The organism is Halopseudomonas aestusnigri, from assembly GCF_002197985.1.
In the GTDB taxonomy this organism is placed as follows: domain Bacteria; phylum Pseudomonadota; class Gammaproteobacteria; order Pseudomonadales; family Pseudomonadaceae; genus Halopseudomonas; species Halopseudomonas aestusnigri.
In genome coordinates this window covers 58,632-80,543 of the sequence record NZ_NBYK01000006.1, presented here as the reverse complement: position 1 = coordinate 80,543, position 21,912 = coordinate 58,632, and the positions used below count along the sequence as shown (strand labels likewise).

21 protein-coding genes are annotated in these 21,912 nt (G+C 63.3%); 16 read left to right on the top strand and 5 right to left on the bottom strand.

Translation table 11 applies throughout. The features are described from left to right. Window positions 1-81 precede the first annotated feature (81 nt). The 3 genes from B7O88_RS10510 (at window position 82) to arsJ (ending at window position 2,748) form a co-directional block, all read left to right on the top strand. The gene (locus tag B7O88_RS10510; protein ID WP_276527216.1) at window positions 82-438 is read left to right on the top strand and encodes a metalloregulator ArsR/SmtB family transcription factor; all 357 of its coding nucleotides are present in this window, start codon (window positions 82-84) and stop codon (window positions 436-438) included. Window positions 439-508: 70 nt separating this feature from the next. Beyond that, window positions 509-1,516, top strand: coding sequence for an ArsJ-associated glyceraldehyde-3-phosphate dehydrogenase (locus B7O88_RS10505; RefSeq protein ID WP_088275826.1), 1,008 nt, complete (start codon window positions 509-511; stop codon window positions 1,514-1,516). Beyond that, entirely contained in the window at window positions 1,516-2,748 is a 1,233-nt protein-coding gene (arsJ, locus tag B7O88_RS10500) for an organoarsenical effux MFS transporter ArsJ (RefSeq protein WP_088275825.1), read from the top strand. Before B7O88_RS10505 ends, arsJ begins: the two co-directional genes overlap by 1 nt. On the opposite strand, the gene hexR is transcribed toward arsJ, so the two are convergent. Then, window positions 2,723-3,592 (bottom strand): transcriptional regulator HexR, encoded by an 870-nt coding sequence (gene hexR, locus B7O88_RS10495; protein ID WP_088275824.1) that lies wholly within the window; start codon window positions 3,590-3,592, stop codon window positions 2,723-2,725. The genes arsJ and hexR overlap by 26 nt on opposite strands. Before the next feature lie 162 nt (window positions 3,593-3,754). On the opposite strand from hexR, the gene zwf reads away from it, so the two are divergent. Further along, the gene (gene zwf, locus B7O88_RS10490; protein ID WP_088275823.1) at window positions 3,755-5,194 is read left to right on the top strand and encodes a glucose-6-phosphate dehydrogenase; all 1,440 of its coding nucleotides are present in this window, start codon (window positions 3,755-3,757) and stop codon (window positions 5,192-5,194) included. Window positions 5,195-5,201: 7 nt separating this feature from the next. Here the strand turns inward: zwf and B7O88_RS10485 are convergent, their stop codons facing one another. Continuing rightward, the gene (locus tag B7O88_RS10485) at window positions 5,202-8,069 is read right to left on the bottom strand and encodes a putative bifunctional diguanylate cyclase/phosphodiesterase (RefSeq protein WP_088275822.1); all 2,868 of its coding nucleotides are present in this window, start codon (window positions 8,067-8,069) and stop codon (window positions 5,202-5,204) included. 207 nt (window positions 8,070-8,276) lie between these two features. Between B7O88_RS10485 and uvrD the strand changes: the two genes are divergently transcribed. From uvrD to lepB, 7 genes are all read left to right on the top strand, one after another. After that, window positions 8,277-10,451 carry a DNA helicase II gene (gene uvrD / locus B7O88_RS10480; RefSeq protein WP_088275821.1) on the top strand — a complete coding sequence of 725 codons (2,175 nt, stop codon included), beginning with the start codon at window positions 8,277-8,279 and terminating at the stop codon, window positions 10,449-10,451. Window positions 10,452-10,622: 171 nt separating this feature from the next. After that, window positions 10,623-11,723 (top strand): TRAP transporter substrate-binding protein, encoded by a 1,101-nt coding sequence (locus B7O88_RS10475; RefSeq protein WP_088275819.1) that lies wholly within the window; start codon window positions 10,623-10,625, stop codon window positions 11,721-11,723. Between the two features lie 79 nt (window positions 11,724-11,802). Then, a complete protein-coding gene (locus tag B7O88_RS10470) occupies window positions 11,803-12,264 on the top strand; it encodes a GNAT family N-acetyltransferase (protein WP_088275817.1) in 462 nt (153 codons plus the stop codon). Window positions 12,265-12,346: 82 nt separating this feature from the next. Beyond that, window positions 12,347-12,748 (top strand): nuclear transport factor 2 family protein, encoded by a 402-nt coding sequence (locus B7O88_RS10465; RefSeq protein WP_088275815.1) that lies wholly within the window; start codon window positions 12,347-12,349, stop codon window positions 12,746-12,748. 64 nt (window positions 12,749-12,812) lie between these two features. Next, window positions 12,813-13,214 (top strand): thiol-disulfide oxidoreductase DCC family protein, encoded by a 402-nt coding sequence (locus B7O88_RS10460; protein WP_235005772.1) that lies wholly within the window; start codon window positions 12,813-12,815, stop codon window positions 13,212-13,214. Beyond that, on the top strand, window positions 13,207-13,602 hold the full coding sequence (locus tag B7O88_RS10455) for a DoxX-like family protein (RefSeq protein ID WP_088275814.1): 396 nt from the start codon (window positions 13,207-13,209) through the stop codon (window positions 13,600-13,602). Before B7O88_RS10460 ends, B7O88_RS10455 begins: the two co-directional genes overlap by 8 nt. Window positions 13,603-13,656: 54 nt before the next feature. Continuing rightward, window positions 13,657-14,511: a signal peptidase I gene (gene lepB, locus B7O88_RS10450; protein ID WP_160003178.1), complete on the top strand. Its 855-nt coding sequence runs from the start codon at window positions 13,657-13,659 to the stop codon at window positions 14,509-14,511. 4 nt (window positions 14,512-14,515) lie between these two features. On the opposite strand, the gene B7O88_RS10445 is transcribed toward lepB, so the two are convergent. Genes B7O88_RS10445 through B7O88_RS10435 form a run of 3 tightly spaced genes read right to left on the bottom strand, consistent with a single transcriptional unit; the run spans window position 14,516 to window position 17,917 of the window. Next, window positions 14,516-15,229: a dual specificity protein phosphatase family protein gene (locus B7O88_RS10445; RefSeq protein WP_088275812.1), complete on the bottom strand. Its 714-nt coding sequence runs from the start codon at window positions 15,227-15,229 to the stop codon at window positions 14,516-14,518. Further along, entirely contained in the window at window positions 15,216-15,959 is a 744-nt protein-coding gene (locus B7O88_RS10440) for a phosphatase PAP2 family protein (RefSeq protein WP_172409663.1), read from the bottom strand. Before B7O88_RS10440 ends, B7O88_RS10445 begins: the two co-directional genes overlap by 14 nt. Continuing rightward, on the bottom strand, window positions 15,956-17,917 hold the full coding sequence (locus tag B7O88_RS10435) for an LTA synthase family protein (protein WP_088275811.1): 1,962 nt from the start codon (window positions 17,915-17,917) through the stop codon (window positions 15,956-15,958). The genes B7O88_RS10440 and B7O88_RS10435 overlap by 4 nt, the downstream gene beginning before the upstream one ends. Before the next feature lie 114 nt (window positions 17,918-18,031). Between B7O88_RS10435 and B7O88_RS10430 the strand changes: the two genes are divergently transcribed. The 5 genes from B7O88_RS10430 (at window position 18,032) to B7O88_RS10410 (ending at window position 21,900) form a co-directional block, all read left to right on the top strand. Beyond that, window positions 18,032-18,709, top strand: a complete 678-nt coding sequence (locus B7O88_RS10430) for a response regulator transcription factor (RefSeq protein WP_088275809.1) — start codon at window positions 18,032-18,034, stop codon at window positions 18,707-18,709. Beyond that, on the top strand, window positions 18,706-19,968 hold the full coding sequence (locus B7O88_RS10425) for a sensor histidine kinase (protein WP_088275808.1): 1,263 nt from the start codon (window positions 18,706-18,708) through the stop codon (window positions 19,966-19,968). Before B7O88_RS10430 ends, B7O88_RS10425 begins: the two co-directional genes overlap by 4 nt. A 138-nt stretch (window positions 19,969-20,106) precedes the next feature. Then, a complete protein-coding gene (locus B7O88_RS10420; protein ID WP_088275807.1) occupies window positions 20,107-20,799 on the top strand; it encodes a class I SAM-dependent methyltransferase in 693 nt (230 codons plus the stop codon). Beyond that, the gene (locus B7O88_RS10415; RefSeq protein ID WP_088275806.1) at window positions 20,796-21,506 is read left to right on the top strand and encodes a lipopolysaccharide kinase InaA family protein; all 711 of its coding nucleotides are present in this window, start codon (window positions 20,796-20,798) and stop codon (window positions 21,504-21,506) included. Before B7O88_RS10420 ends, B7O88_RS10415 begins: the two co-directional genes overlap by 4 nt. Continuing rightward, window positions 21,496-21,900, top strand: coding sequence for a diacylglycerol kinase (locus tag B7O88_RS10410; RefSeq protein ID WP_088275805.1), 405 nt, complete (start codon window positions 21,496-21,498; stop codon window positions 21,898-21,900). Before B7O88_RS10415 ends, B7O88_RS10410 begins: the two co-directional genes overlap by 11 nt. Window positions 21,901-21,912: the final 12 nt, after the last annotated feature.

The window sequence follows — 21,912 nt, the reverse complement described above, 5'->3', positions numbered from 1 at the left end:
TGTCACAAAATATTCACTTTCCCGTATATACGGTATTTCATATATATTGCCCGCAGGCTGATTGTACAAGTGAATTTTATGTTGAATGACCCTTTGACGCCGCCAGCGCTGTTCAAGGCGCTGGCCGATGACACCCGTGCCCGCATCTGCGCGCTGCTGGTCGACAGCCCGGAACTCTGCGTCTGCGAGCTGACCGGCGCGCTGGCCCTGTCGCAGCCGAAGATATCCAGACATCTGGCGCTGCTGCGCAAGCTGAATGTGCTGATGGATGAGCGGCGCGGGCAGTGGGTCTATTACCGGCTGCACCCGGATTTGCCGGCTTGGGCGGGTGAGGTGATCAGGCAGGCCGCGCACAGCCAGCCGTGCTGGCTGGAGGCTCAGCGGGCCCGTTTGGCGGGCGCTGCGGCCACCTGCTGTGAGCCTCCTGCGCGTCGCTGAGCCGCGCCAGGGACTATTCTGAGAACAAGGGCCCGGCGCAATCGGTGCGGGTCAATCGGAGGGACGCAACATGAGCATCAAGATTGGCATCAACGGCTTCGGCCGCATCGGCAAGCTGGCCCTGCGCGCCGCCTGGGACTGGCCGGAGCTGGAGTTTGTGCAGATCAACGACCCGGGCGGTGACGCTGCAACCCACGCCCATCTGCTCAACTTCGACTCGGTACACGGGCGCTGGCAGCACGAGGCACAGGCCGATGGTGATGCGATTGTCATTGAGGGCCGCCGGCTGCCGCTGACACGCAACCGGGCGATTGCCGATACCGACTGGTCTGGTTGCGATCTGGTGATCGAGGCCAGCGGCGTCAACAAGACCAGCACTGCGCTGCAACCCTATCTGGATCAGGGCGTACGCCGGGTGGTAGTCAGTGCGCCGGTCAAGGAGCCGGGGGTGCTTAACGTGGTGCTGGGTGTAAACGACCAGCTGTTCGACCCGGCCGCGCACCCGATTGTGACCGCCGCCTCCTGCACCACCAACTGCCTGGCCCCGGTGGTCAAGGTGATCCACGAGGCGCTGGGCATTCGTCACGGCTCGATCACCACCATTCACGACCTGACCAACACCCAGAGCATTCTTGATCAGCCGCACAAGGATCTGCGCCGCGCCCGCGCCTGCGGCATGAGCCTGATCCCGACCAGCACCGGCTCGGCAACCGCGATTGCTGAAATCTTCCCCGAGCTGCGCGGCAAGCTGAACGGCCACGCGGTACGGGTGCCGCTGGCCAACGCTTCGCTGACTGATTGTGTGTTCGAGGTCGAACGTGCGACCACGGTGGATGAGGTCAACGCGCTGTTCAAGGCCGCCGCTGCGGGCCCGCTGGCGGGGATTCTCGGTTACGAGGAACGGCCGCTGGTGTCGATCGATTATCGTACCGATCCGCGCTCCTCGATCATCGACGCGCTCAGCACCATGGTGGTCAACGGCACCCAGGTGAAGATTTACAGCTGGTACGACAACGAGTGGGGCTACAGCAACCGCCTGGTCGAGCTGGCGCGCAAGGTGGGGCAGGCGGGCAATTGATGCGGCGACTGATGCAGTTGCCGGCGGAGGTTCGGCAGTATCTGGTGGTCACCGGCAACTACTGGAGCTTCACTCTCACCGACGGGGCGCTGCGCATGCTGGTGGTGTTGCACTTCCACCAGCTCGGCTACAGCCCGCTACAGATCGCCGGATTGTTCCTGTTCTACGAATTCTTCGGTGTGGTGACCAACCTGCTGGGTGGCTGGCTGGGCGCGCGGATCGGGTTGAACCGCACCATGAATATCGGCCTGGCGTTGCAGGTGCTGGCGCTCGGCATGCTGGCGGTGCCGACCGGCTGGCTCACGGTGGGCTGGGTGATGGCGGCGCAGGCGCTGTCGGGCATCGCCAAGGACCTGAACAAGATGAGTGCCAAGAGCGCGGTCAAACTGCTGCTGCCGGACGAACAGCAGGGTGCGCTGTACCGTTGGGTGGCGCTGCTGACCGGCTCGAAAAACGCGCTCAAGGGCGTTGGTTTCTTCCTCGGCGCGGGGCTGCTGGCGCTGCTCGGATTCCGTGGTGCGGTGCTGGCGATGGCCATCGCGCTGGCGCTGGTCTGGCTTCTGAGCTTGCGCCTGCTGCGCCGTGATCTGGGCCGCACCAAGGGCAAACTCAAGTTTCGTGACCTGCTGTCCAAGAGCCGGGCGATCAACCTGCTGTCGGCCGCTCGGCTATGCCTGTTTGCCTCGCGTGACGTCTGGTTTGTGGTCGCCCTGCCGGTCTATCTGTCGGCGGTATTTGGCTGGGATGTCTGGTCGGTGGGTGCCTTTATGGCGCTCTGGGTAATTGGTTACGGCGTGGTGCAGGCCCGCGCACCAGCCGTGACCGGGCGACGCAGTAGTCACCAGCCGGGCGGACGCGCAGCGGCTGGTTGGGCGCTGGCGCTGGCCGTGGTGCCGGCGCTGATTGCGCTTGGGTTGATGCTGGATGGGCAATCGCGCTGGGCGCTGCTCGGCGGCTTGCTGGTGTTTGGCGTGGTGTTCGCGCTCAATTCGGCGCTGCACAGTTACCTGATCGTATCCTGGGCTGCGCGCGATGCGGTGTCGCTGGATGTCGGCTTCTACTACATGTCCAATGCGGCTGGGCGCCTGCTGGGCACGTTGCTCTCCGGTTGGGTGTATCAGCAGTACGGGCTGGTGGCCTGCCTCTGGCTGTCGGCGGCGCTGGTACTGGCAGCCGGTCTGATCTCGCTGGCGCTGCCGGCCGGCGCTACTCGCCCAGCTCGCTGCGACTAGCCTTGTTCGACAGGCGCAGGCCGCGCAGGCTGCGCTTGACGCTCTTGAGGTGGTTGACCAACTCCGGGCCGCGGCGCATGGCCATGCCCATCGCCAGCACATCAATGACCACCAGATGGGCGATGCGTGAGGACAGCGGCGTGTAGATGTCGGTGTCTTCGGGCACGTCGATCGGAATGTGCACCTGACCGAGTTCGGCCAGCGGTGTGCGGCTCGGGCACAGGCTGATCAGGGTCGCGCCGGTTTCCACCACCAGACTGGCCGAGTGCAGCAGGTCCTTGGTGCGTCCGGTCTGCGAGATCGCGACCGCCACATCTTCCGGGCCCAGGGTCACGGCAGACATGGCCTGCATGTGCGGGTCGGAATAGGCGGCGGTGGAGACCAGCAGGCGGAAGAACTTGTGCTGGGCATCGCTGGCCACGGCGCCGGAGGCTCCAAAGCCGTAAAACTCTACGCGGCGGGCGTGGGTTAGGGCGCTGATGGCCTGTTCGATGGCGGCGGGATCAAGGCGTTCGCGCACATCCATCAGGGTGGCTAGGGTGGTGTCAAAGATCTTGTGCGACAGGGTGTCGACGCTGTCGTCCTCGCTGATCGAGAACTGTCCGAAACTGGCCCCGGCGGCGAGGCTCTGGGCCAGTTTCAGCTTGAGATCCTGAAATCCGCTGCAGCCAATTGCCCGGCAGAAGCGTACGATGGTGGGCTCGCTGACGCCGACCTGCTGCGACAGGTCGGCCATCGATGAGTGCATCACCTGCGCGGCCTGCGCGATGACAAAATCGGCGACCTTCAGCTCGGACTTTCTGAGCTGGTCACGGTGGGCAGCGATGTGCTGGAGCATGTTCATGATGGCATGATGTCTGGCAGCGAATGAGGGGCAGCTTGGCTGCCGTATCTGGGATAGTTCGATCACCCGTGGTGTAGTAATGCTTGTAGTTATACTACAAAAACGGCTGGGGTGTGGCGGGCAGGAGGATTTGACGTGGCTCGGGCGGGAATCAGGTGTGACATGGTGGTGTTCGGCGGCACCGGCGATCTGGCCATGCGCAAGTTGCTGCCAGCGCTCTATTACCTGCATCGCGACGGTCATCTGCACCCGGAGACGCGGATTCTGGCGCTGGCCCGCGCCGAGCACAGCCTTGAAAGCTATCGCAAGCTGGTCAAGCGCCATGTTGGCCAGCATGTCTCACGCCGCGATTTTGACCAAAGCGTCTGGGAGGTGTTCGCCGAGCGCCTGGACTACCTGTCGCTGGATGTCAGCCAGCGGGTGGCCTTTCCGCGGCTGACCAAGGTTCTCAAGCCCGGCACCGGTCGGGTTCGGGTGTTTTATCTGGCGACCCTGCCGAATCTGTTTGCGCCCACAGTTCAGCACCTGGCCTCGGTTGGCCTGGTCGACGAGCATGCCCGCGTGGTGCTGGAAAAGCCGCTGGGCGAGAGCCTGCAGACGGCGAACATGATCAACGAGCAGATAGGCCAGGTGTTTGATGAGTCGCGGGTGTTCCGGATCGACCACTACCTCGGCAAGGAAGCGGTACAGAATCTGCTGGCGTTGCGTTTTGGCAACGCCCTGTTCGAGCCGTTGTGGCGCAATGCGCATATCGACCATGTGCAGATCAGCGTGCTGGAAAGTGTCGGCGTGGAAAATCGTGGTGACTATTACGACCGCGCCGGGGCGATGCGTGACATGGTGCAGAACCACCTCTTGCAACTGCTCTGCCTGGTGGCCATGGAAGCGCCGGTGCATTTCGAGCCGGAGGCGGTGCGCAACGAGAAGCTGAAGATTCTCGAGGCGCTGCGGCCGATTACCGGTATGGACGTTCAGGACCGCACCGTACGTGGCCAGTATGCTGCCGGTGAGCATGCCGGCGAGCGGCTGCCGGCCTACTACTTCGAGAAAAGTGTCGACCACGACAGCAACACCGAGACCTTTGTTGCTCTGCAGGTCGAGATCGACAACTGGCGCTGGGCCGGTGTGCCGTTTTACCTGCGCACGGGCAAGTGCATGGCACAGCGCAAGTCCGAAATTGTCATCCAGTTCAAACCGGTGCCGCACAAGTTGTTCCCGCAGCATGGTGACAGTCCGGAAAACAACCGGCTGACCATCAGCCTGCAGCCGGATGAGGGCATTCGTCTGTCGCTGATGGCCAAGTCGCCCGGCCGCGGGATGGGATTGCAGGAAGTGGAGCTGGACCTGAATTTCGACGAGGCCTTTACCCGTCGCCGCTGGGACGCCTACGAGCGGCTGCTGCTGGATGTCATCGAAGGGGACGCGACCCTGTTCATGCGGCGGGACGAAATCGGTGCCGCGTGGCGCTGGGTTGATCCGATCATCGACGGCTGGCGTGACTGCTATCGGTCACCCAAGCGTTACCCTGCCGGCAGCTGGGGCCCGGAAGCGGCCGACAGCCTGCTCGAGCGGCGCGGTCACCGCTGGCTGGACCAGCGCTAGGCGAGCGTCAGCGTCCGAGCGTATCGAGCAGGTCGCGGGCAGGCTGGCTCTGCTCCAGCAGGGTGGTAAAGGTCTCGGCGTCGATCGGCCGGCTGATCAGGTAGCCCTGGACATCATCGCAGCCGTTTTCCTTGAGGAACTGCAGCTGGGCCTCGGTCTCCACGCCCTCTGCCACGACCTGCAGCGACAGGCTGTGGGCCATGGCAATTACGGCGCGAACAATGGCATCGTCGCCGGGCGCGTCGTTAAGCGCTGCGATGAAGGCCCGGTCGATCTTCAGGGTGCTGATCGGGAAACGCTTGAGGTAGGCCAATGACGAATAGCCGGTGCCGAAGTCATCGACCGACAGGCTGACACCCAGCGCCTGCAGTGCGTTGATATTGTCGACGATCGCCTCGCTGTGCTCGGCCAGCATGCTTTCGGTCAACTCCAGCTCCAGCAGACGGGCCGGGAGGTTATGGCGTTCCAGCGCCTGTCGGACGCGGCTGGCAAAACCCTCCTGACGCAGCTGCTGAACCGACAGGTTGACCGATACGACAACAGACGCCGGACCCTGATGGCACCAGCGGCTGGCCTGTGCGCAGGCTGCATTCAGCACCTGCTCGCCCAGGGCGACGATCAGACCGGTCTCCTCGGCGATACTGATGAAGTCGCCCGGCATCATTATTCCGCGTATCGGATGCTGCCAGCGCACCAGGGCTTCGGCGCTGCGGATGCGATCGCTGGCCAGGTGCAGTTTCGGCTGGAAATGCACCATCAACTGCTGTTCGTCGATGGCCTTGCGCAGCTGGTTTTCCAGCTGCAGGCGGTCAAGGCTGTAAGCGCGCAGCTGGCGCGTGTAGAACTGCCAGCGGTTGCCGCCCAGGTGCTTGGCGTGTTGCATTGCCTGGTTGGCCTGGGTAATCAGCTGCAGGCTGTCGCGTGCGGTTGCCGGGAACAGGCTGATGCCAATGGACGCGGTGACCACCAGCTCGTGCTCGGCTATCAGCATGGGCTGGCTCAGGCGCTCAAGGATCTGGTCGGCCAGCGCTCCGAGGGCATCGCTGCAGTCGGCCTGCTCAACGATGACGACAAACTCGTCGGCGGACAGCCGCGCCAGGCCGTGGGTGTCGCCCAGCAGTGCGCTCAGCCGGTGGGCAACTTCCTGCAGCAGGGCATCGGCTACGGCATGGCCCAGTGTCACGTTGATGTGCTTGAAACGGTCCAGATCGATGTGCAGCAGGGCCAGCTGGCTGTCGTTCTGCCGGGCGCGGGCAGTGGCTTCCTGCAGGTTCTCGCTGAAGCGGCGACGGTTGGCCAGCTGGGTGAGCGGGTCGTAGTTGGTCAGGTACTGCAGCTGCTCCTCGGTCTGCCGGTGGGTGGTCAGATCGGCGAAGAACCCGACATAGTGGGTAATCTGCGCCGCGGCGTTGCGTACCACGGTCATCTGCAGCCAGATTGGAAAGGACTCACCGCTGCGGCGACGGGCGGTCATTTCTCCCTGCCAGCGGTCCTTGCTGTTGAGCATGCTCTGCAGGTGCAAAAACTGCTGGCGCAGCTCATCCGATCCGCTGAGCTCGAGTATGTTGCGGCCCACGGCATCCTGCTGCTGCAGGCCGGTAATCACGCTGTAGGCCTGGTTTACTGCCAGGATGTCCAGCGCCGGGCTGAGAATGAAGATCCCTTCGCTGGAGGCTTCGAATACCGTCGCCGAGAGCTGGGCCTGCTCATCCTGCAACTTGCGGGCGCTGATGTCGCGGCGGGTACCGATCATCCGCAGAACCCGGCCGTCGGCGTCGCGCTCTACCGCGCGGCCGCTGTCCTCGACCCAGAGCCAGTGACCATCGGCGTGGCGCACCCGGTATTCCATGCGGTAGGCCTGGGTCTTGTTCTTCATGTGCTGGGCGAGGGTCTTGCGTACCATGGTCGCGTCGGCCGGGTGAACCAGCGGACGCAGGTCCTCCAGCATGCTGGGCACGGCATCCTCGGGCATGCCGAACAGCGGCTTGAGGCGCGAGTGATAGACCTTGTCGGTGGTCAGGTCCCAGTCCCACAGCCCCAGTTGACTGGCTTCCATGGCCAGGCTCAGCTGTGCCTCGCTGGCGCGCAGGTTATGGGTGGCCGCTTCCAGCTCCGCGGTACGCTGCCTGACCCGTTCCTCCAGCTCCATGTGGCTGTCGCGCAGCGACTGCTCGGCCTGCCGGCGCTGGGCAATCTCGCGGGTCAGTTGCTGGTTCAGCTCTTCGGTTCGCTGGTGCGCGCTGCCCAGATTGGCCAGCAGGGTTTCATTGCGCAGGTTGGTGATCATCGCCTGACGCATGGTGCGATGGATCAACGCGGCGGTCAGAACGATGAACACCAGCATCAGACCCGACATTATCGCCCAGTTCTGGCTGCTTGCGCTGCCGTCGTACACCAGCCAGGCCAGCGGCGGCAGCCAGGCCGGCAGCAGAAACGAGGCAAAGGCACTGAAACGGGTGGCGTAGAGCACACCGACACACAGGCTGACGCCGCCGGCGATGCTGTACATCAGCGTCTGCCGGGCGAAGTCGTCGAGCGGTGTCAGCGCAATGTAGACCCAGCTCAGGCAAAGGCCCGAAGCCAGATTGCCGAGATGAAAGAAAAAGCTCCAGCGACGGCGCAGGCGGTCCTGGGAGGGGGTCTGCCAGTAGCGGCGAACCAGCATTTGGCGCAACAACGCCAGCAACACCAGGGCTCCCAGCCAACTGAACAGATTCAGCGCGGATGCCTGGTTCCAGACAAGGGGCGTGACCATCAGCGCAGTGCACAGCAACAGCCACTGCGGTAGCCGTGACTGGGCATACAGCTGGTTCATCTGCGGCAGGCGCAGATCACTGTGCGAGATGGGGCTGAACGTGGCTCGGCTGCCAGTCATGGCTGTTTTGCGCTCCGTTGGCCCGTGATTGTTATTGTTATCATGCGTGCTACGTCGGGTGTTACTGTCGGATCAGGCTCATCACCTTACACCAGCCCTGTCGTTCGGCACAGTCCCTCGGTCGCAAAATATGACATCCGAAGCGTCTGCCATGCGGTTTAGCCGTGCGGCTTCCGGCGCGGGACGGCGGGCTGCTAGAATGCCGCGATGGATATCTCCCACCTGCTTAATTCGCTCAATGATGCTCAACGTCAGGCCGTGACTGCCGCGGTCGGCCAACAGCTGGTGCTGGCCGGCGCCGGCTCCGGCAAGACCCGGGTCCTGGTTCACCGTATCGCCTGGCTGGTGCAGGTCGAACAGGCCTCACCCTGGAGCATTCTTTCCGTCACCTTTACCAACAAGGCCGCCTACGAAATGCGCGCGCGGATCGAGCAACTGCTCGGCATCGCGCCGCAGGGCATGTGGGTCGGCACCTTCCACGGCCTGGCACATCGACTGCTGCGCGCGCACTGGCGCGAGGCCGGGCTGGCAGAACAGTTCCAGATTCTCGACAGCGACGACCAGCAGCGGCTGGTCAAGCGGGTTATCCGTGAACTTGGGCTGGACGAGAACCAGTGGGCGCCCAAGCAGGCCCAGTGGTGGATCAACGCCCAGAAGGACGAAGGCCTGCGCCCGCAGAATATTCAGCCGGCCGGTGATCTGTACCTGAGTACCATGGTGCGCATCTACGAAGCCTATGAGCAGGCCTGCAATCGTGCCGGGGCCGTCGACTTTGCCGAGTTGCTGCTGCGTTCGCTGGAACTGTGGCGCGATAATCCGGCGCTGCGCGAGCAGTATCGGGCGCGCTTCAAGCACATTCTGGTCGACGAGTTCCAGGACACCAACGCGGTGCAGTACGCCTGGCTGCGCCATCTCGCGGGCAAGACACCCAGCCTGATGGTGGTCGGTGACGATGACCAGTCAATCTATGGCTGGCGCGGCGCGCGGATCGAAAATATCCAGCAGTTCCAGACCGACTATCCGAATGCCGAAATGATCCGTCTGGAGCAGAACTACCGCTCCACCGCAACCATTCTCAAGGCCGCCAATGCGCTGATCGGCAACAACTCGGGGCGGCTCGGCAAGGAGCTGTGGACCGACGGCAACGAAGGCGAGCCGATTGCCCTGTACGCCGGCTTCAACGAGCAGGATGAAGCGCGTTTTATCGTCGAACGGATCGAGCAGGGCATTCGCGACGGGCTGGCGCGCAGCGAGATGGCGATTCTCTACCGCTCCAACGCCCAGTCGCGGGTGCTGGAAGAGGCCCTGCTGCGCAGCGGCATTCCCTATCGCATCTACGGCGGTCAGCGCTTCTTCGAGCGCGCCGAGATTAAGAACGCCATGGCCTACCTGCGGTTGATGTCCAACCGGGGTGATGACGGCGCGCTGGAGCGCATCATCAATCTGCCGACCCGCGGTATCGGCGACAAGACGGTCGAGTTGCTGCGTCAGCAGGCGCGTGAGCGCGATGTCTCCATGTGGCAGGCGGCCTGCGATCTGATCGACAACAAGGGCCTGCCGGGCCGCGCCGCCAACGCGGTGCAGGGCTTTCTGGTGCTGATCGAGGAAATGGCCGAGCGCGCCGAAGGGCTGCCGCTCTACAGCCAGACCCAGATTGCCATTGAGCAAAGCGGCCTGCTGCGCTTTCATGAGCAGGAAAAGGGTGACAAGGCGCAGGCGCGGGTCGAAAACCTGGAAGAACTGGTCTCCGCCGCCCGTGGTTTCGAGAACGACATGGCCGACGAGGAGGAGGAAGGCGACGTGCTGCTGGCCTTCCTCGCGCATGCTTCGCTGGAAGCGGGTGAAACCCAGGCTGACCGCTTTGAAGACAGCGTACAGCTGATGACCCTGCACAGCGCCAAGGGCCTGGAGTTTCCGCTGGTATTTATGGCCGGGGTAGAGGAAGGGCTGTTCCCGCACAAGATGAGCCTGGAAGATCCGGGCCGGCTGGAGGAAGAGCGCCGGCTGGCTTACGTGGGCATTACCCGGGCGATGCAGCAGTTGGTGATTACCTGGGCCGAAACCCGCCGCTTGTACGGCAGTGAAACCTTCAACAAGGTGTCGCGCTTTGTCCGTGAGATTCCACCTGAACTGATTCGCGAAGTGCGCCTGGGCAGCCAGGTCAGCCGACCCTTTGGCCCGGCCAAGGGCAATCTGTTCGCCAGCGAAGCGACCGAAAGCACCGGCTTTGCCCTTGGCCAGCGCGTCGAACATGCGCTGTTCGGTGAAGGTGTGGTGCTCAATTATGAAGGCCACGGCGCGCAGGCACGGATACAGGTCAACTTTGATTCGGAAGGCAGCAAGTGGCTGATGGTGGCGTATGCCAAGCTGCAGGCGCTGTAGCGCCTGCAGCCTGGAGCGGCAAGCTTCAAGCCGCAAGCTGCAAGTGGGTTGTGCGTGCGGGAAGCATTGTGCGAAGTGAGAGTGTTGGAGCGGCTGTCGGCGCTTGAGCATCAGTCCAAAATCAGACGCGGACAGCTTGCAGCTTGCCGCTAACAGCTTGGAGCTAAAAGAATGGATAGACGTGAATTGTTGACGGCCGCGGGTCTGGGTCTGGGCGCGGCGGCACTGGTTGGCTGCAAGGACGACAGCGCGCCTGCCGGCAGTGCGCCGGCGGCAGCCGAACAGCGCTTTCGCTGGAAGATGGTGACGTCCTGGCCGGAGAACTTTCCTGGTCTGGGCACCACCGCCCAGCACTTTGCGGACACGGTTGAGCGGCTGTCCAATGGCCGGCTGAGCATTCAGGTGTTTGCCGCCGGTGCTCTGGTTCCGGCGCTTGAAGTCTTTGACGCTGTTTCTGGCGGCACCGCTGAGCTGGGCCACAGCGCGGCCTATTACTGGAAGGGCAAGAGCGCGGCGGCGCCGTTCTTTACCGCCGTGCCGTTCGGCATGAACGCCCAGGAGATGAATGCCTGGCTGTACGAGGGCGGCGGGCTGGAGTTGTGGCAGAAGGCCTATGACCCGCTCGGCGTGGTGCCGCTGCCGTGCGGCAACACCGGCGTGCAGATGGCCGGCTGGTTCAACAAGGAGATCAACAGTCTGGACGACCTGCAGGGCCTGAAAATCCGTATGCCGGGCTTTGGCGGCGAGGTGCTGTCGCGTGCCGGTGCCACTACGGTCAACCTGCCGGGCAGCGAGATCTTCACCTCGCTGCAGACCGGCGTCATCGATGCGACCGATTGGGTCAGCCCCTATAACGATCTGGCCTTTGGTCTGCACAAGGCGGCGCAGTTCTACTATTACCCGGGCTGGCAGGAACCCTGCGCGGTGCTGGAGCTGACCATCAACAAGCAGAAGCTGGCCGAGCTGCCGGACGACCTGCGCAGTATTGTCATCGATGCGGCCCGCTCGACCAACCAGGCCATGCTGGATGAGTATGGCCGGCGCAATGCCGAGGCGCTGCATACCCTGGTCGACGAGCATAACGTCCAGCTGCGTCGGCTGCCTGATGCGGTGCTGGAGCGCCTGCGCGACATCAGTGCTGATGTGCTGGAAGAGACCGCCGCGATGGATCCGCTGAACCGTGAGGTGTGGGATTCCATGCAGGCCTTCCGCGAGAAGATCCAGGCCTGGCACGCGATCAGCGAAAAGGCCATGTACGATCTGCGTAGCTGATTCAGCCCCTTCCCGGTCCCGCGAGTGCGCCGGTCAGGCCTCGCGGGGTCTCAACAGCGTCCGCTGCGGAGGAAGCACAATGCCCAGTATCCATATCAAGCGCGCCAGTGCGGCGGATGCCGAGCGGGTGGGCGAGTTGTTTGATCTGTATCGCCAGTTTTATCAGCAGCCGGCCGATCGGGCGGGCGCGATCGACTATCTGCGCCTGCGTCTGCAGCGTGGCGACTCAGTGGTGCTGATGGCGATGGTCGGCGAAGGCGAGCTGGCCGGATTCTGTCAGCTGTATCCGACGTTCTGTTCGGTCGACATGGCGCCAATCAGCATCTTGTATGACCTGTATGTCGGCTCCGGCCATCGTCGTCAGGGCGTTGCCGGAGCCCTGCTGGCGGCTGCCGAAGATCAGGCGCGTGCGCAGGGCGCGGTGCGCATAGAGCTGGCAACCGCGACCGACAACACTTCGGCGCAGCGATTGTACGAAGCCAGTGGCTGGGAGCGTGACCGGCAGTTTCTGCATTTCAGCAAGTTGCTTGGGGCGGGTTGACGCCGGCACGTCTCCTCCATCTGAACGATTTGTTTCCCGAGAGGCTCGGGCAGGCTTTGCTGAATTCATTGTGAGGCTGAACATGAACAGCAAGGAACTGGTTGAGCGTTATTTCGATTCGGTAGAGGGGCGCAGTGCGGCACCGATTACCGACTATCTGGCTGCGGATATTCGCTGGCACCTGCCGCCGGCGCACCCTTTCGGCAGCGTTTTTTCCGGCATTGACGGTGTTCTCGGGATGATGGCCAAGGGGGCCGGCTGGCTGGATTTTGCTACCCTGCAGATCCGTCGCCATGCGCTGATATGGGAAGGCGACAATGTCGTCGTGCATTTCGAGCTGACGGCGCAGACCTGCAGCGGTGAGCCCTATCTGAACCAGTATCTGCTGCGCTTTCGCTGCTGCGACGCAAAGATCTGTGAGGTCTGGGAGTTCCTTGATACTTACTGCCAGTACCGGGCCGGACTGTACCAGCAGGTGATCTGACATCTGCCGCTGGCGGCTGTTATGCTTTGGGAGTGTTCCCGGCTGCAACTGCAAAGGATAGATCGTGCCCGCCCCCATCATTCTGTTCGACGGTGTCTGCAAGCTCTGCAGCGCCTGGGCCAACTTTATTATCGAGCACGATGCCGCGCGCCGGTTCCGGCTGTGCAGCGTGCAGTCGGCGGCGGGGCAGCGGCTGCTCGCGGAGCACAACTATCCGACCGATACCTTTGAAACCATGCTGGTGGTGGATGGCGAGCGCCGCTTCGAGAAGAGCGCGGCGTTCTTTGTTGTCATGCATCAGCTTGGCTGGCCATGGCGCGCTCTGTGCGTGTTTCAGCTGATCCCGCGCCCGCTGCGCGACTGGCTGTACGACCGTATTGCGCTGAATCGCTACCGGCTGTTTGGCCGCTATGACCTGTGCCGGCTGCCCTCGGCCGATCACGCGGGGCGCTTTGTCGATGAGTAACCCGGACCTGCTGAAGATGGCCCGCTGGTGCCGCTGGATGCTGGCATTTGTTTTCATTTATCACGGTCTGATACCCAAGCTGCTGTTTCCCAGTCCGGTCGAAATGCAGATGATCGAGGCGGCCGGTCTGGGGCTTGATGCACAGGTGATTTCATCACTGGCCGGGGTGGCCGAGGTACTGCTCGGGCTAGTAATTCTGTTCGGCTGGTTTGGCCGCTGGCCCGTGGTCGCCGCCGCACTCGGGTTACTCGGCCTGCTTGCCGGCGTTGCCCGGGTTACCCCGGCGCTGTTGGTCGGTGCATTCAACCCGGTAACGACCACGCTGCCTGCGCTGTTGCTGTGTGTGTTGATCATCCGCCTTGAAGCCGGTTGCAACACGGCCGCCTGATTGTGGTCATAACGCTCTGATGGGCCGCGTTGGCCCTGTATGCAAGGAGCTGTTGTGCCGTCACCCTGGAAACCCCGCCTCTGGCTGACTGTGCTGCTGGGTATCGTGCTGCAGCCGTTCGTGTTTCTCTACGTCAATCGCCCGCGTCTGTTCTGGGGTTATCTTCCGGTGACGCTGGTGGTCGCCGGGATCGACTGGTACTTCGAGCTGGCCCTGACACTGGCGTTCAGCCTGATCTGTCCGCTGCACGCGGTGCTGATCGCGCGCCGCCACGATGCATCGACGCCGCGCCGCTGGTTCAATCGTGCCAGCGTGGCAGTGGGGCTTTATCTGGCGGTGATGTTCGCGATTCTGGGTGCGCGGACCTTCCTTTACGAGCCTTATCAGGTGCCGTCGGCCTCAATGCACCCGACGCTGGTTGAGGGCAATCTGTTTGTGGCGCAGAAGTGGGGTTTTGCCCATCGCAGCCTGTTTGGCTTCACCCTGCCCGGTAGCGACCGCCTGGATGCGGCCCGCCTGCAGCGCGGAAAGGTCTATGTGTTCTATCCGCCTGACCACGACATGCTCTACGTCAAACGGCTGATCGCGCTGCCCGGTGACGTGATTGCCCTGACGCGGGATGGGGTTGTGATCAATGGTGAGCGCCTGCCGCGCGAGCTGCTGTCAGACGCCAATGGGGTGCGAATCTACCGCGAGCAACTGGGCGGGCAATCCTATCGGGTGCAGCAGCTGGACAGTGCGGCTCAGCAGTCGATTCAGACCTTCAGGGTGCCGGAGGGGCATTACTTCTTCCTCGGTGACAACCGCGATAACTCAAACGACAGCCGTTACTGGGGATCGGTCGCTGCCGAGCGGGTGGTTGGCCAGATGGTCTGGCTGATCAGCAAGCCGGACCACCCGGCACCCTGATGGCTCAGTCTTCCAGCTGCGCGACCTGCTGATCGATCTCACTGCTCTGGTGGCGCCACCAGTCGCTGACGTGACACAGCGCCAGCACGCTGGTGCTGCAGCTGCCGCCGTCTATTGCGGCGCGCACGGCCGCCACGTCGACCCGATTCAGGTAGCCGACCGCATCGGTCATCAGCTCTCCGTCGCCGAAGCCGCCTTCGAGCATCTCGGCCAGCGCCTGTTCGCGGCTCCAGCCGTCGAACACCATGCGGTACATGGCGGCCATCAGCCCGGTGCGGTTTTGCCCGTGCTTGCAGTGGATCAGCACACCACCCTGCTGCTGACTGGCGCGGATCGCGCGCAGCACGCGGATCACGTCGGTGTCGGTTACCCGGTCGGCGTGCAGTGGTTCGTGGATGGCGGTCAGCTCGCTGCCGTCGAGCCAGTCGTCGTTGCGCTGGTAGAAATTGATCACGGTATGGATACCTTGCGCATGCAGCGTCGACAGGTCTCCGCTGTCCGGCAGGGCGCTGCGATACAGGTTGGGGCCCATGCGATACAGACGCAGCTGCGGATCAATCGGGGTGGCCCAGTTGGCTGGACGTGCCTGCCCGGCGCTGAGGGTGGGGGCCGGCATGTCGACGTGGTCGCTGCGCAAGACGTCGGGCCGGGCCAGAGCGATGATGCTCAGCAGCGCCAACGGCAGGCCGGTTGCAAGCAATATGTTACGCGGCTTCATGGCGGAGCTCCCCAGCCTGGCTGACGTTACGGGCTGCGACGGCTGGCCGATACAGCAGCAGCCGGTAGCAGAGCAGACAGATGCACCAGTCGAACAACAGGGTCCAGACGTTGTGCGAGAGGAAATGCGCGCCCTGCATGGTGCGCCCGAGTGACAGCACGGTGCCCAGAGCCAGTGCGCCGATCAGGGCGCCGCGGGCGGCCCGGGGAAAGCGGTCACGCAGGGCAAAGAACAAGGCCAGCAGGGAGAACCCGGAGGAGGCATGACCGCCGGGCCAGCAGCGCCCGGCCTTGTTAGTGTCCGGGCGGGCCGACAGCAGCGGTGTGTGAATCTCCGTGCCGCCGTATTGCACCAGACTCCAGGGGCAGGGCACGTTGGTCAGTTGCTTGAGCGGGGTGACCAGGCTGGTAGCCAGTGCCAGCGACAGCACCAGATAGCCCAGTTCCGGCCGCCAGCGCCGCAGCCGGGTCGGCAGCAGGCTCAGCACAAACCCGATAATCGCCAGCACGCCGATCACGATCACCGCCTGCTTGACCCGGTCGTGCAGGATATCTTCGAGGAAGAAACTGTGGCGGCCGACGAAGCCGTCGCCCGGTACGTAGAACAGGTCGGAGAACCAGAAGTCCAGCGTGCTGGTGTCAAACACCAGCATCAGCGCCATGACCGCAGCCGGAATCAGCAGCCAGCGTCCGACCGGAAAGGGGCTGGTTGGGCGCGCGCTGCGGCTCATCGCTGGCTTACCTGACGGACAGGGTGGCTGCTGGAAGGTTGCCACGCCAATAGCTGGTGGCCGTAGTCGTAGCTGGCGCCCTCGTAGTAGGCGATGGCGCGACGGACCAGCGGATCAGTGGCCTGCGCCGCCTTTTCTACGCTCAGGCCCATGGCGTCGTCGTGCCGACGGATCAGGCCGCGTGGGCTGAGGATCGCCAGATCCTGACCGTCAAACAGGCCCAGATGTTGATAGTTACCGATCAGCGCCCGCCCCGGGCCGGTATCCGGGCGCAGCAGGTTGTGGCCGAAGAAGGTCGAGGTGTAATCCATGTTCAGCAGGCCCATCAGCGTCGGCGCCAGATCGATCTGGCTGGCCACGCGGCTGTCCTCGCGGGCGCCGATCAGGCCTGGGGCGTAGACGAACAGCGGGATGTGGTAGTTGTGCACCGGCAGGTCTTCCCTGCCGGCGCTGCCGGCGGTGTGGTCGGCAACGAACACGAAGACAGTGTCCTTGAACCAGGGTTTCTCACGCGCCTGCGCGAGGAACTGGCCGATGGCATAGTCGGTGTATTTCACCGCGCCTTCGCGGCCGGTGCCGGAGGGGATGTCGATGCGACCTTCCGGATAGCTGTAGGGGCGGTGGTTGGAGGTAGTCATCAGCTGCAGCAGGAACGGCTTGCCTGCAGCGGCATCGGCGTCGGCCAGCTTCAGGGTCTGGTTGTAGAGGTCTTCGTCGCTCATACCCCAGGCGTTGGTGAAGGTCACTTCCTCGTCAGGTACGCTGGCCTGATCGACTACCCGGTAGCCGTTGCCGGCGAAGAAGGCGTTCATGTTGTCGAAGTAGCCACGACCGCCGTAGACAAACACGCTGTCGTAGCCCTGCGCGCCGAGTTGCTGGCCGAGGCTGGCAAACCCGGTTTCGCGGCCGATGCGCTTGACGATCGAGCGGCCGGGGGTCGGCGGGATCGACAGGGTGATGGCTTCCAGGCCGCGGGTGGTGCGGGTGCCGGTGGCGTAGAACTGGCTGAAGTAGAGGCTCTGCTTGCGCAGCGCATCGAGGTTTGGGGTCAGGTTGCGGGCATCGCCTTCGCTGCCCATGTACTTGGCGCTGAGGCTTTCGATGGTGACCAGAATCAGGTTCAGCTTGCGCGGCTGGCCGGGGTTGTCGATCTGCCGGCGAACGCCCATCGGGTCGGTGTCGACAAAGCGGGCATTTGCTTCGCTGACTTCCTCACGCAGGGCGCTCGCAGCGGTTGCCTCGGGCAGTTGCGGGTAGAACTGGGTGTAGTCCAGTTCGTTGTTACGGAAGGCGGCAAAGAACTGGTACGGCCCGTTGCTGGCCAGCTCGTGCTGATAGGCGTTGCCGCCGCTGCTGCGCGGAAAGCCCTGCCCAACCACCAGAATGCTCAGGGCGACGGCTGTAACTGCGCCTGCCAGGCTGATGCCGCGTTCGGGCCAGCTCAGCAAGGGGGCTGCGGCGATGCGGCGAACTCGTGGTTGCAGCAGCGCGGTGGTGATCACGGCGATGACGGTCAGCGCTGCCAGTAGCGGATAGACCGGGTAGGACTCGAGGATGTTGTTGATCACCTCGTCGGAGTAGACCAGATAGTCGACCGCGATGAAGTTGAAGCGCACCCCGAACTCGTCCCAGAACAGCCATTCGGCGACCGCAGTGAACAGCATCAGGAAGACGCCGAAGGTCATGGCTGCCTGCAGCAGACGCAGATGCCAGCGCTTGCGCCAGACCCTGGCAGGGCACAGCAGCAGGTAGAGCGCCAGTGGCGCGAAGGCGTAGAGCAGGAAGGTCAGGTCATAGATCATTCCTTCGCCATACAGCCGCAGCACACCGCTGGCGCTGAGCTGCGCTTCGCCCAGGTGGGTCAGCAACAGGATCGAACGGGTGACAACGAAAACACCGAGCCAGAGGGCTGCGAGCAAGCCAAGGAAACGGGCCTGGGCGGATTTGAGCAGGGGCATGTGACAGTCCATAGTTGAAATCGACCGTCGCAGTGTGGTGATCTTGCTGTCGGCGCTGCGTCAACGCGCTGTGAAAATTTCGTCAAGCCGTGTGGTTTTCTGGAGAGCTCCTGCATGCGTATTCTGGTCATTGAGGATAACCGCGATATCCTCGCCAACGTGATGGACTACCTGCAGCTCAAGGGCTACACGGTGGACTGCGCCCAGGATGGGGTTTCGGGGCTGCATCTGGCGGTCAGCGAGCACTACGATCTGATTGTGCTGGATATCATGCTGCCGGGCATGGACGGCTATCAGCTGTGTCAGCGGCTGCGCGAGGACGCCGGTCGTGACACGCCGATCATCATGCTGACCGCGCGTGATGCGCTGGACGATCGGCTCAAGGGCCTGAAGGTTGGCGCCGATGATTACCTGCTCAAACCCTTTGCGCTATCCGAACTGGTAGCCCGTATTGAAGCCATCCTGCGCCGCAGCAGCGGTGGCGGTCGTCATCGACTGGAGGTCGGCGATCTGAGCTATGACCTTGATACCCTTCAGGTCAGCCGTGCCGGCAAGGCGCTCAAGCTCAACCCGGTCGGGCTCAAGCTGCTGGAAGTGCTGATGCGCAAGAGCCCGGCGGTGATTCGCCGTACTGTGCTGGAAGAGGCGCTCTGGGGCGACGAGCTACCCGACAGTGACAGCCTGCGCAGCCATATTCACCAGTTGCGTCAGATCGTCGACAAACCCTTTGAAACGCCGCTGATTCACACCGTGCACGGGGTTGGTTACAGCCTTTCGGAGCCGGCGCAATGATTCGCAAACAGCCGCTGCGCCGGCGTATCGTAATTGCCTTCACCTTGATGACGCTGGCGGTCAGCGGGGTGTTTTCGCTGGGGATTGTCGGCATTGTGCATTTTGTCGAGGAGCATCTGGTCTCCCAGGAGATGAGCGAGGAACTGACTACCGTACTGGAGCAGGACCTGGCCCGCGGTCAGCCGCCCCGGCTCGACAGCAAGACCCGGCTGTATGCCTCTCACATGCCGGGCTATGAGATACCGGAGTCGCTGCGCTCGCTCGACGGGGGCTTCAGCGAACTGGTGGGCGACGATCAGGCTGCCTATGTCTACGTTCGCGAGATTGGCGCGCAGCGTTTTATTCTGGTTCAGGAGCAGGCTGAGTTCGAGGCCCGCGAGCGGGTGCTGTTTGCCGTAGTATTTGCCGGCTTCCTGCTGAGTGTGCTGCTGGGCTGTCTGCTGGGTTTGCTGATGGCACAAAAGATTCTGGCGCCGATCATCCGGCTGGCCGGTCAGGTGCGACACCGGGATCAATTGCTGCCGCTGGCACCGCCACTGGCGCCGGAATACCCGGACGACGAGGTTGGCCACCTGGCCGAGGCCTTCGATTCCACCCTCAGCCGCCTGCGTCTGTCGCTGGAGCGCGAACGGCTGTTTACCGGCGATGTCAGTCACGAACTGCGCACGCCGTTGATGATTATCGCCACCTCGACCGAGCTGCTGGAAGCGGCCGAGTTGAGCGAGCGCGAGCAACGGCAGGTCGAGCGCATCGCCCGAGCTGCCGAGGAGATGCGCGAGCTGGTTGGTACCTTCCTGCTGCTGGCGCGAGCCAAGGGCCAGCCGGTCAGGATGACCGGCAATGCGTCCTTGCTCTCGGTTGCGCAGGAGCAGGTCGAGCGCTGGCAGGGCGCCTTTGCCGACAAGGGCCTGGGTTTTGAGCTGATCGTCGAGGCGGAGGATAGCGGCCAGTATCATCCGGGATTGCTCGGCACGGTCATGTCCAATCTGCTGCGCAATGCGCTGCACTACACCGAACAGGGGCAGGTTCGATTGCTGCTGGGGGCGGGCTGCTTCCGCGTGGAAGATACCGGGCCCGGGGTGCCAACCGACCAGCAAAGCGACATCTTCGAACCCTTTGTCCGTGGCAACCAGGCCCGTGGTGAAGGGCTGGGGCTGGGGCTGTCGCTGGTCAAGCGTATCTGCGCCCATCAGGGCTGGTCAGTCAGCATGCATTCGCTGGCCGCCGGCGGCAGCTGTTTCGATGTGCGGCTGGGTTGATTGCCCGCTGCACCGCCGAGCGCGCGGGCCGATATCGCTCGGCCTCTGGCTTTTCACGAAATTTTGACATCGCTTTGACACGACCTTGATCCGTGGGCGCCTAGTCTGGCAGCACCTACTCCCACCAGGGTTATTGTCATGTCCGAAAGCAAACCGATCGAGCTCGCGTTCTCCGACAAGTACGACCGCGATCACTCACAACAGTATTTCGACAAGCATCAGGCCGGTTTGTCGCGTCGTTTGTCCAACTGGCGTGACATGCAGTTGGCCCGCCGCGCGCTGAAAGACGCCGGTGATCCCAATCTGGTGCTGGACCTGCCCTGCGGCGCTGGCCGCTTCTGGCCGTTGCTGGCCGAGGCGCCGAATCGGGTCATTCTGGCTGCCGACAATTCGGCGGACATGATCCAGACCGCACTGGCCGGCCAGCCGACGGAGGTGGTAAGGCGGGTCAAGGCGTTCCAGACCTCTGCCTTTGATATCGATCTGGGCGATAACGCGGTCGACAGCATCTTCTGCATGCGGCTGATTCACCACGTTGCCGACCATGAGCACCGTCTTGCCCTGCTGCGTGAATGCGCCCGTGTCACCCGCGATACCCTGATCATCTCGCTCTGGGTCGATGGCAATTACAAGTCCTGGAAGCGCAGTCGTCTGGAAGCGCGCCGGGCAAAGCGAGGACGTGCCGGCCAGAATCAGAACCGCTTTGTTGTGGCCCGCGAGGTCATTGAAGCCGAGTTTCGCGAGGCGGGCTTCAGCGAAATCAGCCACCACGATTTCCTGCCCGGCTACGCCATGTGGCGGGTCTACGTGCTGCGCAAGGCGGACGCATGAGCGCCGTGATCTCGGCTCGGGGCCGATTGCCATCCTTTGGTCAGGCACGCTTCGAGCGTTGGTGGGAAATGGACGGCAAGTGGGTAGAGGAGCCGAATCAGCGCCGCGGTGGCCAGAGCGGGGTCAAGTTGCTGCCGCCCCAGAGTCGCGGCTTGCCCCGCTTGTACAGCAAGCGTCAGGTTGGGCATGTCTATCGTACCTGGTTGCACCCTCTTGGCCGGCCCACGGTGCTGAGGGAGGAGCTGGCGCTGCGTGCCTGCGAGCAACTTGGTGTGCCGGTACCCAAACTGGTTTTTTGTGCTGCCCGTGAGCATCAAGGACAGTGGCAAGGGTTGCTGGTGACCGAAGAGCTGACTGGTTTTGTCAGTCTGGGCCAGTGGTACGCCAGCGATGAGACAGTAACCCGGCGACGTGCCGTACTGCAGCAGTTGGCTGTGGTGCTGCGGCGGCTGCACGGGGGGCGCCGTCAGCACGGTTGTCTGTACGCCAAGCATATCTATGTCCGGGTTAACGGCGACCGGGCCGAGGTCGCACTGCTGGATTTGGAGAAGAGCCGTCGTCGCCTGCTGCGCAGTCGAGCGGTGCGGCATGACCTGGACCAGCTGCGCCGCCACCGCGAAGGGATGCCTGACGAGGATTGGCAGTATTTTCTGGCCTGCTATCAGAGCCTGACCGGCGGTAACGGGGACAGCCGTCATGCGGCCTGAGCCCCTGTCCGGCGCTGACGATGCGCTGAAACTGAAAAGTCGCGGAGGTGTGGTCAGGATCATCAAGGCGGCGGGTTACTCGCTCGCCGGCCTGCGGGCAGCCTTGACCTTTGAGGCCGCCTTCCGCCAGTTGCTGTTTTTGGCCGTAGTGCTGATCCCGCTGGCGTTCTGGTTGCCGGTCAGCGGCGTAGAGCGCGCACTGATGGTCGGGGTGGTGCTGCTGGCACTGATCGTTGAGCTGATCAATTCGGCCATAGAGGCGGTAGTGGATCGTATTTCGCTTGAGCTGCACCCGCTGTCCAAGCGCGCCAAGGATCTGGGCAGCGCCGCACAAATGCTGGCGTTGCTGCTGATCACCAGCGTCTGGAGCCTGATTCTGTTCTCGCCCGCCTGAGCGGGCCTGTCT

Bases quoted from the DNA above. Each gene is read 5' to 3' on its own strand.
- B7O88_RS10505 (WP_088275826.1), top strand. From the start codon at position 509: ATGAGCATCAAGATTGGCATCAACGGCTTCGGCCGCATCGGCAAGCTG.
- arsJ (WP_088275825.1), top strand. From the start codon at position 1,516: ATGCGGCGACTGATGCAGTTGCCGGCGGAGGTTCGGCAGTATCTGGTG.
- hexR (WP_088275824.1), bottom strand. From the start codon at position 3,592: ATGAACATGCTCCAGCACATCGCTGCCCACCGTGACCAGCTCAGAAAG.
- zwf (WP_088275823.1), top strand. From the start codon at position 3,755: ATGGTGGTGTTCGGCGGCACCGGCGATCTGGCCATGCGCAAGTTGCTG.
- B7O88_RS10485 (WP_088275822.1), bottom strand. From the start codon at position 8,069: ATGACTGGCAGCCGAGCCACGTTCAGCCCCATCTCGCACAGTGATCTG.
- uvrD (WP_088275821.1), top strand. From the start codon at position 8,277: ATGGATATCTCCCACCTGCTTAATTCGCTCAATGATGCTCAACGTCAG.
- B7O88_RS10475 (WP_088275819.1), top strand. From the start codon at position 10,623: ATGGATAGACGTGAATTGTTGACGGCCGCGGGTCTGGGTCTGGGCGCG.
- B7O88_RS10470 (WP_088275817.1), top strand. From the start codon at position 11,803: ATGCCCAGTATCCATATCAAGCGCGCCAGTGCGGCGGATGCCGAGCGG.
- B7O88_RS10465 (WP_088275815.1), top strand. From the start codon at position 12,347: ATGAACAGCAAGGAACTGGTTGAGCGTTATTTCGATTCGGTAGAGGGG.
- B7O88_RS10455 (WP_088275814.1), top strand. From the start codon at position 13,207: ATGAGTAACCCGGACCTGCTGAAGATGGCCCGCTGGTGCCGCTGGATG.
- B7O88_RS10445 (WP_088275812.1), bottom strand. From the start codon at position 15,229: ATGAAGCCGCGTAACATATTGCTTGCAACCGGCCTGCCGTTGGCGCTG.
- B7O88_RS10440 (WP_172409663.1), bottom strand. From the start codon at position 15,959: ATGAGCCGCAGCGCGCGCCCAACCAGCCCCTTTCCGGTCGGACGCTGG.
- B7O88_RS10435 (WP_088275811.1), bottom strand. From the start codon at position 17,917: ATGCCCCTGCTCAAATCCGCCCAGGCCCGTTTCCTTGGCTTGCTCGCA.
- B7O88_RS10430 (WP_088275809.1), top strand. From the start codon at position 18,032: ATGCGTATTCTGGTCATTGAGGATAACCGCGATATCCTCGCCAACGTG.
- B7O88_RS10425 (WP_088275808.1), top strand. From the start codon at position 18,706: ATGATTCGCAAACAGCCGCTGCGCCGGCGTATCGTAATTGCCTTCACC.
- B7O88_RS10420 (WP_088275807.1), top strand. From the start codon at position 20,107: ATGTCCGAAAGCAAACCGATCGAGCTCGCGTTCTCCGACAAGTACGAC.
- B7O88_RS10415 (WP_088275806.1), top strand. From the start codon at position 20,796: ATGAGCGCCGTGATCTCGGCTCGGGGCCGATTGCCATCCTTTGGTCAG.
- B7O88_RS10410 (WP_088275805.1), top strand. From the start codon at position 21,496: ATGCGGCCTGAGCCCCTGTCCGGCGCTGACGATGCGCTGAAACTGAAA.